General features: G+C 58.2%; 13 protein-coding genes and 1 tRNA gene. 6 read left to right on the top strand and 8 right to left on the bottom strand.

Going from position 1 to position 14013, the window contains the following annotated elements:
• Positions 1-44 precede the first annotated feature (44 nt).
• The 4 genes from ctpC to ACZA91_RS04225 all read left to right on the top strand — a co-directional run bounded on the left by ctpC (position 45) and on the right by ACZA91_RS04225 (position 2762).
• Entirely contained in the window at positions 45-1355 is a 1311-nt protein-coding gene (gene ctpC, locus ACZA91_RS04240) for a carboxyl-terminal processing protease CtpC (RefSeq protein WP_190354094.1), read from the top strand.
• Between the two features lie 164 nt (positions 1356-1519).
• Positions 1520-1708, top strand: a complete 189-nt coding sequence (locus ACZA91_RS04235) for a DDE transposase family protein (RefSeq protein ID WP_099531843.1) — start codon at positions 1520-1522, stop codon at positions 1706-1708.
• 108 nt (positions 1709-1816) lie between these two features.
• A complete protein-coding gene (gene cobA / locus ACZA91_RS04230) occupies positions 1817-2665 on the top strand; it encodes a uroporphyrinogen-III C-methyltransferase (protein ID WP_190354095.1) in 849 nt (282 codons plus the stop codon).
• Between the two features lie 12 nt (positions 2666-2677).
• Positions 2678-2762, top strand: a tRNA-Ser gene (locus ACZA91_RS04225).
• Positions 2763-2887: 125 nt separating this feature from the next.
• Here ACZA91_RS04225 and ACZA91_RS04220 read toward each other — a convergent pair.
• The 3 genes from ACZA91_RS04220 to ACZA91_RS04210 all read right to left on the bottom strand — a co-directional run bounded on the left by ACZA91_RS04220 (position 2888) and on the right by ACZA91_RS04210 (position 5067).
• Positions 2888-3190 (bottom strand): TIGR02450 family Trp-rich protein, encoded by a 303-nt coding sequence (locus tag ACZA91_RS04220; RefSeq protein WP_463184849.1) that lies wholly within the window; start codon positions 3188-3190, stop codon positions 2888-2890.
• 78 nt (positions 3191-3268) lie between these two features.
• Positions 3269-3769: a hypothetical protein gene (locus ACZA91_RS04215; protein WP_463184847.1), complete on the bottom strand. Its 501-nt coding sequence runs from the start codon at positions 3767-3769 to the stop codon at positions 3269-3271.
• Positions 3770-3774: 5 nt separating this feature from the next.
• Positions 3775-5067: a S1 RNA-binding domain-containing protein gene (locus ACZA91_RS04210; protein WP_463184845.1), complete on the bottom strand. Its 1293-nt coding sequence runs from the start codon at positions 5065-5067 to the stop codon at positions 3775-3777.
• A gap of 260 nt (positions 5068-5327) precedes the next feature.
• Here ACZA91_RS04210 and ACZA91_RS04205 point away from each other — a divergent pair, with 260 nt between their 5' ends.
• Entirely contained in the window at positions 5328-6296 is a 969-nt protein-coding gene (locus ACZA91_RS04205; RefSeq protein WP_099531761.1) for a DnaJ C-terminal domain-containing protein, read from the top strand.
• Positions 6297-6432: 136 nt separating this feature from the next.
• On the opposite strand, the gene ACZA91_RS04200 is transcribed toward ACZA91_RS04205, so the two are convergent.
• Both ACZA91_RS04200 and ACZA91_RS04195 read right to left on the bottom strand, forming a co-directional pair.
• On the bottom strand, positions 6433-9219 hold the full coding sequence (locus ACZA91_RS04200; RefSeq protein ID WP_463184843.1) for a DUF3769 domain-containing protein: 2787 nt from the start codon (positions 9217-9219) through the stop codon (positions 6433-6435).
• 332 nt (positions 9220-9551) lie between these two features.
• The gene (locus ACZA91_RS04195; RefSeq protein ID WP_099531763.1) at positions 9552-9668 is read right to left on the bottom strand and encodes a photosystem II reaction center protein I; all 117 of its coding nucleotides are present in this window, start codon (positions 9666-9668) and stop codon (positions 9552-9554) included.
• A gap of 255 nt (positions 9669-9923) precedes the next feature.
• Here ACZA91_RS04195 and dprA point away from each other — a divergent pair, with 255 nt between their 5' ends.
• The gene (dprA, locus tag ACZA91_RS04190; protein WP_463184841.1) at positions 9924-11159 is read left to right on the top strand and encodes a DNA-processing protein DprA; all 1236 of its coding nucleotides are present in this window, start codon (positions 9924-9926) and stop codon (positions 11157-11159) included.
• A gap of 71 nt (positions 11160-11230) precedes the next feature.
• On the opposite strand, the gene ACZA91_RS04185 is transcribed toward dprA, so the two are convergent.
• From ACZA91_RS04185 to ACZA91_RS04175, 3 genes are all read right to left on the bottom strand, one after another.
• Complete coding sequence (locus ACZA91_RS04185; protein ID WP_463184839.1) at positions 11231-11758, bottom strand: hypothetical protein; 528 nt, start codon at positions 11756-11758, stop codon at positions 11231-11233.
• A gap of 100 nt (positions 11759-11858) precedes the next feature.
• Complete coding sequence (locus tag ACZA91_RS04180; protein WP_463184838.1) at positions 11859-12662, bottom strand: glutathione S-transferase family protein; 804 nt, start codon at positions 12660-12662, stop codon at positions 11859-11861.
• Positions 12663-12860: 198 nt separating this feature from the next.
• Positions 12861-13784, bottom strand: coding sequence for an Rpn family recombination-promoting nuclease/putative transposase (locus ACZA91_RS04175; RefSeq protein ID WP_463184836.1), 924 nt, complete (start codon positions 13782-13784; stop codon positions 12861-12863).
• Between the last annotated feature and the right edge of the window lie 229 nt (positions 13785-14013).

Raw genomic sequence — 14013 nt, 5'->3', positions numbered from 1 at the left:
CACTATGATGAGAATGAGACGCGCGAATGATGAACTAGAGCCTTATGCCGATCGCGAATAGCAAGCTCGTTTTAGGTGCGGCGGCCACAACGGTGGCTGCTGTGACTCTGACAGGCGCGGGCATTCACCTTTCGCAAGGTCATGCTTTCTTCCAAGAAAACCCGAAGGAAGTGATCGACGAGGTTTGGCAAATTGTCGATCGGCTCTATGTGGATGGCACCTTCAACCAGGTGGACTGGCAAGCGGTGCGCCAAGATTATTTGAACCGCGACTATACCCAACCCGAAGCGGCCTACAAAGCGATTCGGGAAATGCTGGAAAAACTCGGCGATCCTTACACTCGCTTCATGGATCCCGATGAATTCCGCAACATGCAAATCGACACCTCCGGTGAACTGACGGGGGTGGGATTGCAGTTGGGTGAAGACAAGAAAACCAAGGAATTGGTCGTTGTTTCCCCGATCGATGGCTCCCCGGCGGCCAAGGCGGGCATTTTGTCGAAGGATAAAATCCTGAGCATTGACGGCAAATCCACCAAGGGGATGGATATTAACCAAGCCGTGAAGCTGATTCGCGGCCCGGTGGGAACCACGGTGGTGTTGACCCTGCAACGGGGCGATCGCACCATGACTTACACGATCGAGCGGGCCCGTATTGAGCTGCATCCGGTGAGTTTCAGCGAGCGGCCCAAGGACGGCACAGCCCCGATCGGCTACATTCGCCTGACCCAATTCAGCGCCAACGCCGCCACGGAAATGCGAGAAGCCATCCAAAAGCTAGAATCCCAAAACGTTTCTGGCTATGTGTTGGATTTACGCTCCAATCCCGGTGGCTTGCTGTATGCCAGCATTGACATCGCGCGGATGTGGATGAATGAGGGGGCGATCGTGTCCACGGTCGATCGCAACGGCGAGACCGATCGCCAACAGGCCAACCGCACCGCCCTCACGAACAAACCCCTCGTGGTTTTGGTGGATGGGGGATCTGCCAGCGCCAGCGAAATTCTGTCTGGAGCTTTGCAGGACAATCAACGCGCCGTTTTGATTGGTACGAAAACCTTTGGGAAAGGGTTGGTGCAGTCAGTTCGGAACCTGGGCGATGGTTCCGGGATGGCGGTGACGGTGGCTAAATATTTGACTCCCAGCGGTCGCGACATCAACAAACACGGGATCGATCCCGATATCAAGGTGGAATTGACCGATCAACAACGGGAGTTCCTGAGTGAAAACCGCGACAAAATTGGCACGCTAGAAGATGCCCAATACGCGAAGGCTTTGGAAGTGTTGCAAGGGGAAATTGCCAAGCTGAAGGACGGTGAAAATGCTGGAGCCAGCGCCGCTACTGCTCCCCGATAGCTGATTAGATCTTTGAGGAAGCAAGCTGCTGTTCATCAACGGGCGATCGGCTCGGTGATTGCTCAATTGGGTAATTGATTAATTAATTGGTTGATTGATTAATTAATTGGTTGATCGGCAATTTCGGTAATTAGGGTTAATCAACAGACAGATTGAAGGCGTTGATGGAAGTCCCGGGATTCTATATTGTGCGCTGTGCAGACGATCGCTGCGAAATTGTCCCGAGCGATCGCCTGGCCGATTTGCCCAATCCCCATCCAACGGGCGATCGGTGGGGCCCCTATGGCGAGCTGGCGGAGGCGATCGCCAAGCGCGTGGGGTTGATTCGTGCGGGTAAATGCAAACCCCAGTAGGCACAGTTGGGCGATGTCGGTCACCCATGACCCCAAACATTGCTCCCCGAAATACTGCTCAGGCATCCTTTAAGATCAATATCTCGAACGTTCCGGTAGTTCTCATTCATGACCGACTTTGCGACTCCCCAGCCGATCGGAAAGGTTTATTTGGTGGGGGCGGGGCCTGGCGATCCGGGCTTGCTGACCCTGAAGGGAAAGACATTGCTCGAATTGGCCGATGTGGTGGTTTACGATGCGTTGGTGAGTGCCCCGATTCTGGCCATGATTAATCCCCAGGCGGAACGAATTGACGCGGGAAAACGCCGGGGCCGTCACTCAAAGTTGCAAGCAGAAACCACCCAATTACTGATTGAAAAAGCCCAGACAGCGGCGATCGTGGTGCGGCTGAAAGGGGGCGATCCCTTTGTGTTTGGCCGAGGGGGCGAGGAAATGCAAGATCTGTTGCGATCGGGTGTGCCGGTGGAGGTGGTGCCGGGCGTGACGGCTGGCATCGCTGCGCCGGCCTATGCGGGCATTCCCTTAACCCATCGCGACTACAGCTCATCGGTGGTGTTTGTGACGGGGCACGAGTCGGCGGGGAAATATCGCCCCCAGGTGAATTGGTCGGCGATCGCCCAAAGTGCTGAAACGATCGTGATCTATATGGGTGTGCATAACCTGAACCAGATTGTGCCCGCCTTGATTTCAGCGGGGCGATCGCCCACCGATCCCGTGGCGCTGATTCGGTGGGGAACCCGTCCTGAACAGGCGGAATTGGTGGCCACCTTAGAAACGGTGTGCGATCGAGTGACCGAAACGGGATTTTCTGCCCCGGCGATCGCCATCATTGGCCCCGTGGTGCAGTTCCGGGCAGATTTGGCCGCGATCGCAGCCCCGCAGCAGTTTCAAATTCCGCTGACTGGGTGGGAAATCTCAGAATCAGGGGTCGATTTTGCGCCGACAGGGGTAAAATAACAGGGCTTACCGGGAGAGGTGGCAGAGTGGTCGAATGCGCTCGACTTGAAATCGAGTGAGCCGCAAGGTTCCGTGGGTTCGAATCCCACCCTCTCCGTTGATCTTTATTCCCACCACCCTAATTCCACCGTTGATCGATCAACGGCGGAATCAGGGTTTCAGGCAATTTGACGACACGCTCTAGCCCCATGGCCCTTCCAAGTGGCGGCTGGGGGCTGGGCATCACAGCGCGTCCGGGTGCAGCACTTCCACTTCTTCGCTCAGGTCATCGCCCCGATCAACCGCTGCCAGAATTTCAATTTCTTCGAGGGTTTGCCAGCCCGCTGCCCACAGATCACGGTTTTTGAGATTGCGCGCATCAATCCAAAACCGCGCATTGGGATCGCAGGAGGACACCAGTTCCGCATAGACTCGATCGCCCTCGTTTTTGCGATTGTTCACCTGGAAATGTCGCCAGCCGAAGGTGCGCTGGCGGGCCGTCCACTTGGAACCCAACAGATGCGGAAATTTTTGCTTTTTAGCCATGGTTGCTCATGGGTGCTGAATCATGAATTGGGCAACCAATTTAAACATTGGGCAATCAACTTAAATTGGGCAGCCAACTTAATCGGGCAGCCAACCGCAGAGAATTTCCACGATCTGATCGCCCCGTAGGCGCAAGGTCAAAAAAGCCCCGTCATCGGTTAGGTAGCCCCAGCGATCGGAATCGCGCCAATTGGGTTCTCCGTAAACGGCCAGGATGCGGCTGGAGCGATCGCCCACCCGTACCCCTTCAGCCGTTCCCCAGTTAGGTCGCGTCGTCGTGATCATGGCCAACGCTCCATCACCAAAGCCCAAAATCAGGTTCGGGTAATACCAAGCCTCGTAGCGGTCATAGTTGCCAGGGGGCTGGTTTTGGGTGCGTTGGGGCCGGCCCAGTCGGGCCCGCACCCGCTGGGGATTGTCGCCCAAGCGCAGGCCATTGAACCCCAGCCGATCGCTCCGGATCCCTGCCGGTTGGTTCGGGGTGGCTTGGGCGAGTGGGCTAGGAGGCAAACCCGCGATCGCCGCCGGGGCGATCGCCCATTCCAGGCAAAGGGCCAAGACCAGGGCGATCGGGATCATAGGGGCTATGCGTCCGATTCAGGAGCGCGGCTAGGTTTCGGTTTCAAATCCACCAGCCGGATCGGAGCCTTGGGCGCAGGGGCCGGTTCTGGCTTGGTGGCGGGTTCCGCTGCTGCCGGGTTGTCTGGTGTTTCCGGGGCGATCGCCTCGGGGCTGGCCTGGGCTGCGGTTGATTCGCTTGATTCGCTTGACTCGCTTGGGTCAGTCGGTGCGATCGATTCTGCGGCTTCCGGGGCGGTGGGCTGCTCGGTTGGCTCCGGGCTGGACTCCGCGATCGGCTCTGGTTCTGCGTCCCAGTGGGGATAAAGCTGGGCATGACGGGCGATCGCCTCGGTCATCACCGTGGCCTTGTTTTCCAACATTTCGCCCCGATGATTTTCCAGCACCGCTGTCGAAAGGGCGATCCGTCCCTTCCACTCATCAATTTCCATAATCACGGCCCGGATCCTTTCGCCCTGGCTGAACAGATCCTCGATCGAGGCCACATGGGCTTGGCTCATTTGCTTGACATGCAGCAGCCCTGTGTTGCCCTCAAAGCTCACAAACACGCCAAAGGGGCGAATCCCGGTGATTTTACCTTCAATGAGTTGGTTCACCTTCAGGCGTGCCATCAGGCCCACCTTGGCCGCTTCCCGGTTCGAGAGCACCAGTTTTTTGGCATTGCGGTTCACCTCGATCGGCACGACGGTCAAGGTTTGACCCACCAACGAGTCCAAATCCTCCCGCTCCACCAGGTGCGATCGGGGAATGAACCCCCGCAAGCCCATCACGGCCGCCGTCACGCCGCCTTTGTTGACCCCATTCACACGCGCGGCGATCGCCTGTTTTTCCTCTTGGGCCTTGGCCAACTCTTTCCAGGCCTGATCCAACACCATTTGTCGAATCGAAATGGTCACCTGACCATCTGCGTTGGCTTCCTTGAGCACAATGAACTCGCGCTCCACATTGGGCGGCAACAGGTTTTGCAGTTCCTCAGCGCCCGAGGGTTCGCGCATGGCGGCTTCGCGCACCGGCAAAAACGCAGCGGATTTGCCGCCAATGTCTACATAAACCCCGTCGTTGGCGTACTCAAAGGGTTTGCCCTTGACCCGTTGCCCCGCCTCAAAAGAGACGGTTTTTTCGTCGAGGGCAGCCATGAAGTCCTCCATGGAAAAGGAGGGAGCAGCGGGTTTTGCGGCCATGATGGGTTTAATCAGCAAATAACAAGTCAAAAATCCGAGCCGGACGGGCGATCGCGCCGTGATTGGCTCCATCCCCTCACTATAGCTGAGGGGCGATCTCCCGGGGTCAGCGGGCATCCCTAGATCAAGACATGGATTAAGACATGCGGGTTGATCCAGGATGCTCCCGATCCGGCTCTGGTCACCTGCTGCCGATCGCGCTTGGAATGGTTGGGCGATCACAATCTGCGGCCGGTCGTTAGATGGCCGCAGATTGCCGATCACGCTGCCAATCGACCGGATCGGTTAGCCGATCGAACGCCTAAGGGCCCATCGCGGTAAGCTGGAAAGCCGAAGCGCCGATCGCGATCGCAGCCGTTTGAACTTGACCTCCCCGAATGCAAAACTTCCGCAACTACTACGCAATTCTCGGTGTTGCCAAAGAGGCCAGCGGCGACGAAATTAAACGGGCCTTCCGGCGACTGGCTCGGCAATATCACCCCGACCTGAACCCCGGAAACAAGGAAGCCGAAGAGCGATTCAAGGACATTGGCGAAGCCTACGAGGTACTTTCGGACACAACCAAGCGGGCCCAATACGACGAATACAGCAAATTTTGGAAACAGAAGGGATTCCAAAATGCCCGGCGGGCAGCGGCAGGACGCACCTGGGGCGATCGCTCCGAATCCCGGGTGGCCGACAACCTGGACTACAGCGAGTTTATTGACTTCAATAGCTTTGTTGATCGGCTGTTGAATCGACGCGGCGAACCGACGGCCCCACCCCAGCCCGGCAATCGAGATTACTACCGGCCCGGCACAACCCGCACGGCCTATACCGTGAAGCCACCGGTTGCCCGGGATGCGGAAGCGCGGTTAACCATTCCCCTAGAAAAGGCTTTTAGCGGTGGCCGGGAACGAATTCGACTAGAAGACGGCCGATCGCTGGAGGTGAACATGCCGCCAGGGTTGGTGACTGGCCAGCGGATCCGCCTCAAAAATCAGGGGATTAATGGCGGTGATTTGTTCTTGAAAATCACCGTCGCCCCCCACGACTTTTTCCGGCTGGAGGGGGTCGATCTCTATTGCGAAGTGCCAGTCACCCCCAGCGAGGCGGTGTTGGGCAGCGCGATCGAAGTACCGACCTTGGATGGGATGGTGAAGATGAACCTGCCGCGCGGGGTGCGCCACGGCCAGCGGCTGCGTCTGTCGAATAAGGGCTATCCGATCAACCGCGATCGCCGGGGCGATCAAATTGTGGAAATCCAAATCGCTACGCCAACCCAATTGAGCACCGATGAGTTGGCGTTGTATGAGCAATTACGGGCGATCGAGTCGTTTGACCCCAGGGCCAACCTGCCCATTTAAGAGCAAGGTTTGAGCGGCCGGTGGGATGGGCAATGCCCACCTGTTAATCGCTTTATGGCATCTGTTTCATGACTTGCCGATCGTTTTAGATCAAGGCTGGAGGTGAAGGCGATCAGGCCATATCGATCGATCGGGCCTAGATATCACCAAATTCCTGACCGCTGCCCGTCCAGTTGAAATCCGTGATCCGCAGTTGCAGAGAGCCGGATTGGCGCTCTGGATCAACGCGCAACAGCAGACCGTAGGTGCGGCGGCTATATTCCAGGGTGTAGTTACTGTCGATCCGTTCGCCCGTATCAACGTTGTAGACCTGCTGGAAGCCAACCCGGAAGGGGCCATAAATTTGCTGAGTGAGGCCAACGACCACCACCCGCGCATCCCCGACGCGATCGAACAGGAACGGTGAGGAACCATGCCGCCAGTTTTCGATGTAGCCCAAGGTGAAGGCCGTGTAGTCTAGCCAAGGACGGGAAAAATGGCCCAACTGTCCCTGGAGGACGATCGAGCCGGTGAGCACGTTTTGATAGTCGCCGCTGCTGTAGTTTTGCCAAACCATTTGCAAGCGAGGAACCAGCACGATGCTCGGCCGCAGGGCCACGGGACTGTAGCGCAGGCCGGCTTCGGGTGTGGCCGGCAAGGCTTCGCCACGCCACAGGACGATCGGGCGGGCCACTGCAATGGCCATTTGGGTGCGATCGAGGGTGATTCGATCGTCCGTGTTGCGGCTGGGTTCATCAATCAAATTACCAAAGTCCGATTGGGCATTGATGTTTTGGTAGCCCAATTGGTAGTTGGCAATGAAGCCGGTGTTGCCAATTCGGATTTGGGGCGAGGCAAAAACGGCCCCGATGCTGCGCTGCACGGTGCGGAACCCAAAGGAACCGTTAAACAACCGATCGCGATAGCTATATTCCAGGGTGAGGGAGTGGGGCCCCCAACCGGTGGGGATGATTTGATTAAGCCGAACGCTGCCTCGGAAGTCATCTTCAAAGCGATCGGGATCGAGCGTCACGGCCCGCACCACACCCAGCAGAGAAGTGGTGGGGGACAGTTGCGCCGTCAGTCGAGCCTGCAAACCCAACACATCCAGCCCGATCGGCCCGTTGGCTTGTTCGTCAAATAGGGCCCGCTGGATCAGGTATTGAGGCGTGACCCGCAAACGAACTCGGGGCGTGCGAATTACATCGAATTGCCGTTGAATGTATAGCCCGCCTCGATCTTCACCGTCGTAGCGAATTTCAAAGGGCTGGGGCGGCCGTTCCCGGCGATCGATCACCGTTCGGCGCACCAACAGGGGCAGGGTGAAGCGATTGTCAAACACCACCCGGGGGCGATCGGCAATTAGCTCATCCCGCAAGGGTGACAAGCGCCGCAGCCGGGCCCGATCGGCCCGAATTTCCGTTTCCGGGGGCGAGAAGGGATCATTGGTGATCCGCACGTTTTGGGCCACCCAGCCATTGGGGTCAAAATCGACCCGATCGGCCTGGAAGCGGAAGTTTTGCACCTCGCCCACCTGGCCCGGCGGCGGATCCAATAGCCCAAAATTGCCCGTGCCCACTTGCAGCCCAAATTGACCCGTTTGGCGCACATCCCGCAGCGGCTCATTGGCCGAAATGCGATCGCTCAAGGGGCGATCGAGGGCGGGATTATAGGGCCCGGCGGTGATCACCTCTGCCGGGGCAAAGTCTTCACCAGTGGTGGGCTGGAAAATTTCGCCGTAGCTCTCAAACAGGGAACCATCCCCCTGCACCAGGTTGTATTCCATCCTTGCACCCCGAATCACCTGCTGGCCACGGGTGAGGGCTACGTTGCCTTCTGCGAGGGCAATTCGATTGTCAAGGCTGACCTGGAGTCGATCGGCATTGATCACGGCTCCTTGGTAACGCATGGTGACGTTGCCGATCGCGATAAAAATTTGTCGAACCGAGTCAAATTCCTGCCGATCGGCCGTTACCTCAATCGCCCCGATCGCGCCGGGGGGCAAATTGGGCAACTCTGGCCGCGGGGGCCGACCGCCACCGGGGCGATCGGTTCGGTTCGGTGAATTGTTGGGGTCGCCCGCATTCACCGGTTGGGGCGGTCGATCGGGGTCGATCGGTCGCTCCGTCGGCTGCGGATCCGTGGGGGATGGGGGTTGATCGCTCGATCGCGGCGGGAATGGTGGATCGCCCGTGGCTGGCTCGGGAGGCGGTATCTCCGGCCCCTCGGTTCCATTGGGTGGTTCGGTCACCGACCCTGGCCCTTCCCGAGGAAACAGGGGTGGCACATTCCGCAGGGGATCCTCATCGGGATTGTCTGCCCGGAGTTGTTGCCCAGCGCCTTGAGCATTGGGTTGGTTCGTTGGATCCTGAGCGGCGTAGACCGTTGCTCCCTCAGTTGTAGATCCCTCAGTTGTAGCTCCGACTGCTGTGGATCCGACTGCTGTGGATCCCCCGAGTCGGCCAGGATTGGCGGCTGACGGTCGATCGGTGGACTGGGTTAATTGGGGGGGCGTTGTTTGATCGCGAGTGGGTCTTGCCCAGCGACGCAGCGGCGGCAATCCAGCCGGCGGGTTCTTCCCGTTACTGGTGGCAGTTGTCCGCTCTTCGGTCTGCGGGCGGGGTGGGTTTTGTCGGTTGGGCGGATCCACTTGCCGATCGATTTGCCGATCGATATGAATCAAGGCCCGATTCGGCCCCAATTGGTCGGCTGCCCGTCGGTCTTGGCGGTGCTGTTGCCGAAAATCTCGCAAGGATCCGGGCCGCAAGCTGCGAGCCGGCCGAGGCGGCAGAGATCCTAACCGGCGCAGGGGAACCGACGCGGGGGCGGTTGAATTTGGCTTAGGGGGGCGATCGCCCTCGGCGGCCGTCGGCTCAGTTTCCCGCGTTACAGCCACGTCCTGGACTAGCGGCGGCATCTCGGGCGGTAGCACCGGGTAGGGCATAAATCAGTCGTCCAATGGGCAAAAAATCACGACAATCAACCACACCATCGAGCCGGATCTCGATCGCAAGTAAACCATCCAGCCGGCCACTGCTCAGCCCCAAACAATCCCTTGGGTGAGCGTGCTTGCGTGGTCATTGTACTGGGGATATGGCAAGAGATGCCGCCATTGGGATCCTTGCTGCCACACACAAAAACTCAGCGTAGCAAACTGGTCGCTATCGCTGAGTTTCATCATCAACACAAGGAGCAGGATTGAAGCTCGGAATTGCGATCGCGCCGATGGACAACCCATCGATGGCTAGCGATGGCATTCCAAAATCCAGCCCAGGTTTATTCAAAATCGCGACGGTTGGGGTTCCGGGCCGGGTCGTTGGACAGAAAACCAAACACAAACAGGCCAATGAAGAACGAGACAACAACGTATACAGTGATTTTAAGCGCCAGCATTTGTATTGCTCCGAACGAGGAAAGAGGCTTGGGCAGCCAAGTTGTGGGGCAAGCCGGGGCAAAGGCCAACGCGATAGCGAAGTTGCCAACGGTGACTCAGTGCCGACGGGGGCCCACAGGGGCACTGTCGAATCGCGATCGAACGCTTGGCTAAGGCAGCCCCGATCGAACACGACGCGATAGCCCCCCTATGATACCAATCGGTTGATACCAAATCTGTTCACTGTTAATTAGCCCTCCTAATTTGAATCTGTTTTGAATCTGTCCCGATCGCACCCCACTGCACCTTCCACGGAGCGAGCTGCCTGGTTGGCCTGGTCGCGGGTTCCGGATGTGGGCCCTGTGCTCTTGCAGCGGCTCCAGCGGGCCTTTGGTTCCTTGGCCGCCGCTTGGCAGGCAGCGCCCGGGGACTTAACCCCCATCGAAGGCATCGGCCCCCAACGGCTGGCGAAAATCCTGGCCGGGCGATCGGCGATCGACCCTGAGCAGCTCTTGGCCGATTGGACTCAAAAAAATCCCCAGTTTTGGACTCCCGCCGATCCAGACTATCCCCAACTGCTGCGGGAGTTGCCAGATTTCCCAGCTCTGTTGTATTACCGAGGTCAACCCCACCCGGCGGAACTTCAGGGAACGCAACCTCTGGTGGCGATTGTGGGCACGCGCCAACCGTCGGACTATGGCCAGCGATGGACTAATCGGCTCACCACCTGTCTCACCAAAGCGGGGTTTGGCATTGTTTCTGGGTTGGCGGAGGGCGTAGATGCGGAAAGCCATCGTGCTTGTTTGGCGGCGGGTGGGCGCACCATTGCTGTTTTGGGAACCGGGGTCGATCGGGTCTATCCCACGGGCAACCGCGATCTCTATGGTCGAATTGTGGGTACGTTTGACTATCCCGGCTCCGGGTTTGCCCTCAGTGAATATCCCAGCGGCACGGGGCCCGATCGCGCGCACTTTCCGCGCCGTAACCGAATTGTGGCGGGGCTGGCGCGGGCAACCATCGTGATTGAAGGCGGCGAGCGATCGGGAGCATTGATCACTGCGAATCAAGCGGCCGACTATGGCCGAGATGTTTATGTGTTGCCCGGGTCATTGGACATGCCCCTTTCGGCCGGTTGCCTGAAGCTGATTAACAGCGGTGCGCAGGTCATTTTGAGCGAAAATCATCTGTTGGATTGTTTGGGGGCCCTGCCCCAGCTCGATCGGGCGGAGTCCGCCACTGTCAGTGAAACCGCCCGATCGCCCGTTCCTGGGCCCGCTGCTCCTGGACCAACCCCAACGGCCAAGCCAGCCGTCGCCCCAATGCCGCCACCACCAAACCTGGCTCCGGCTCCGGCTGCCGTTTTGCGGGCGATCGACCCAACTCCCACGGCCCTGGATGCGATCGTGGCGGCCAGCGGCCTCAGTCCCGGAAACGTGATGGCGGCCCTTACGGAATTAGAGCTATTGGGCCTGGTGGAAAACTTGCCGGGAATGCGCTACCGCCGAGCTTAAGCCCGAGTGGCGGTTCAATGGCTCAAGGGGCGATCCATAACCATCGCAGGATTGAGAATCGTAACCGGGAATCAGTAGCCGATCGGTTTGGGTTCGGTGGGTTGTTGCCCCTCACCCGTGGCCGGTGGCAACGCTGCGGGCATGTTGGGTGATCGGCCAGTGGCTTCCGTCGTGTTGGCGGGCTTCAGGAAAATCAGTTGTTTCGGTGGGGGGGGTTGCAAGGTGGAGTCGGTCGCCGCCGCTTGGCGGGCCACCTTGTCTTTCAACACCTCCAGGGCCACGCGCAAATCTCGTTCTTGGCGCTGAAGACTTTGGAGTTTGCGATAGTCCATTGTCCAAGCCTGTTGCAACTGCACCGTTTGGGCATAAACCAATACGGCCAGGGCGATCGAAACCATTGCCACAATGGCCGACCAACGCTGAATTCGCTTCAGGCGCTGAATGGGCCGCGGTAGTGGCGGCTTGGGCGGCAGGGGAGACACCTTGCGACTGCGGGCCGCCCGCCGCGATTGCCACAGCGACAGCAGCGTCACCCGCGATCGGGAGGATCGAGGCGATCGGGCAGGGCGATCGGGGCGGGCCCGGTGAGCAGTCGGCATAGGGGTGGAGATGAGGTTGATCGGGTTCGATCGGGGCTTAGTGGGTTCGATCGAGCTGTTTCAGGCAGAATCATGCTCGATCGAACCACGCTTTTAAACCCTAGTCGATCGAGATAGTCGTGGGCCCGGCATTGCTGCTGGAGCTGGCACTGGCCGCACCGGTCAAGGGCGTGCGAAAGTCACGATAGAACTGATCGCGCCAGTCAAAGAAGCGAGCATAGGCCGGGTTGTCAGCAATGCCCGGAATGCCGCGCCCACGCAGCCCGATCGGCACGTCAAAATAGGGCGTGCTGGGAATTTTCACCAACACACTCACCGCCGCCACCGCCACATCGGCCAGGGTGGGTTGACTGCCGGTCAGGTAGGGATTTGCTTCCAAAAGGCTGCATAGACTTTCGATCGCGTGGCTGAGGTTGTCCTTAGCCTTTTTCAGCACCTCTGGCGTGAGACCCACACCGGCTCCCATCACCCCAAAAACCTCGCCGGGAATGAAGCCCACCAGGGTCTTCAACGGATCCGGCGTTTCATCCGGCAACAGGGCTGTGCGGTAGCCCGGATCTTGCCCCAGGGTGGCCAGAAAAACCTTGCGGGCATCGGCATAGAACGAATCATCGGCCCAAGCTTCCAGCACCGTCGCCAAGGCCCGCTCGGCAGGATTGGGGGGCAACAGGGGGCGATCGGGATAGGCGCGATCGAGATAGTTCAAAATCGCGGTTGAGTCGGCAATCACCTCGTTGCCATCCTTCAGCAGGGGCACTTGGCGCTGGCCCGACAACCGAAAAACATCAATTTGCCCGACTCCGGGAGTCACTTCAACTTTGCGGTAGTCCAGGCTCTTGTAGTCCAGCGCAAGGCGCACCTTCTCGCAGTAAGCCGACAACTCAAATTGGTACAGTTCCAGCATGGTAGTTTGCGGCGTGGGTTCAAAGAGCCGATCGAATCGTTGCTCCCGTTAGCTCTTGGGCGATCGGGGAGCGTTTGATCGCAGTATAAGGCAAGGGTTTCGCCCTTTGGGGATTTGTCCTTGGTTTGCTGGGGGCGACATGACCCGTTGGGGTTGGTGTTGTGGTCTTAATGAACCCGGCGCAATTTTGGCGCAATTTTAAGGATCATCAGCTTGGGCCAGATCCTGCACTTGCTCGATCGACAAGCCCGTCACCCGGCTGACTGTTTCCGGATCCAGCGTTTTCAGCAGCTCGCGGGCAATTTCCAGTTCTCGCTGCTTTGCACCTAAGGTGATCCCCTCAGCACGCCCTGCCGCTAGCCCTTCGGCCCGTCCTTCAGCTAGTCCTTCCGCAAGACCCTCGTCCCGAGCGCTGAAAATTTGCCCTTGCATGACGCGCAGTCGATCGAGTTCCGCCTCAAAAAAGCGCAACTCCGCCGGAGACAGTTGACTTTCGTTGGCAATGTCCAGGGCTGACTGTAAATCATGATCGCTGGTCAATTCTGGAGGAGCCTGTTGTAACTCCCCAGCCCGTTGCAGGAAAAATAACCAGCGATCGACCAGCCCTTCTAAGTCCACCAAATCCTTACCAAATTTCGGTAATTCCACAAAAATCCAGCGCAATTGCGAGGTGCAAAGGGCGTGGGTTTCTTCATTCAGAATGCTGAACCGGGAAATGGGCAAGGACTGATCCACATCTGGATCGTCGAATAAGATAAAGTCCGTGATGGTGACGGCAATCACGGGCCTCAAATCCCAATAATACTTACCCCGTCCCAGTTGGCTGGCATAGGCTTTGGTGGTGTTATACAAAATTCGCTGTATAAAGGCTTCCACCTTGGCCACCTGCATTTCAATAATCACGGTGGAGCCATCATCAAGCTGAGCTTTCACATCCAAAATGCTCAACTTAAAATCGGGAATTTCCGGTTGCTGATAGGGATCTAAAATTTCCAGATCCTGAATCCGGAGTTGCCCATCATAAATGAGGGCATTGAGCAGGCTTTTCAAGATGGGCCTGCTGTTAGGAGAAGCGAAGATTCGCTTAAAGCCAAAATCCGTTTTTGGGTCAATGAAGCCCATGGTTCACAGGGTGTTTTGCGATCGCTCATTACCAGCCTAAACCAGATGTCTGGGATCTGAATGACCGCTGGGGCAGTAGGTGCTAGGGGGAAACGCAGGATCCCGAGGGGGCGATCGCCTGGCAAGATGGGCTAATCAACAGAACCACCCGCACAGAACCGTTGATTAACCCTCTGTTTCGTTGCACTGAAGTTGGCGCTAGGGTTGCTCTCGGTTGTTGTTCATGGGT

Source organism: Limnothrix sp. CMB-01 (assembly GCF_055193175.1).
The sequence above is the reverse complement of the archived record's forward strand: the minus strand, read 5'-3'. Positions and strand labels throughout refer to the sequence as shown.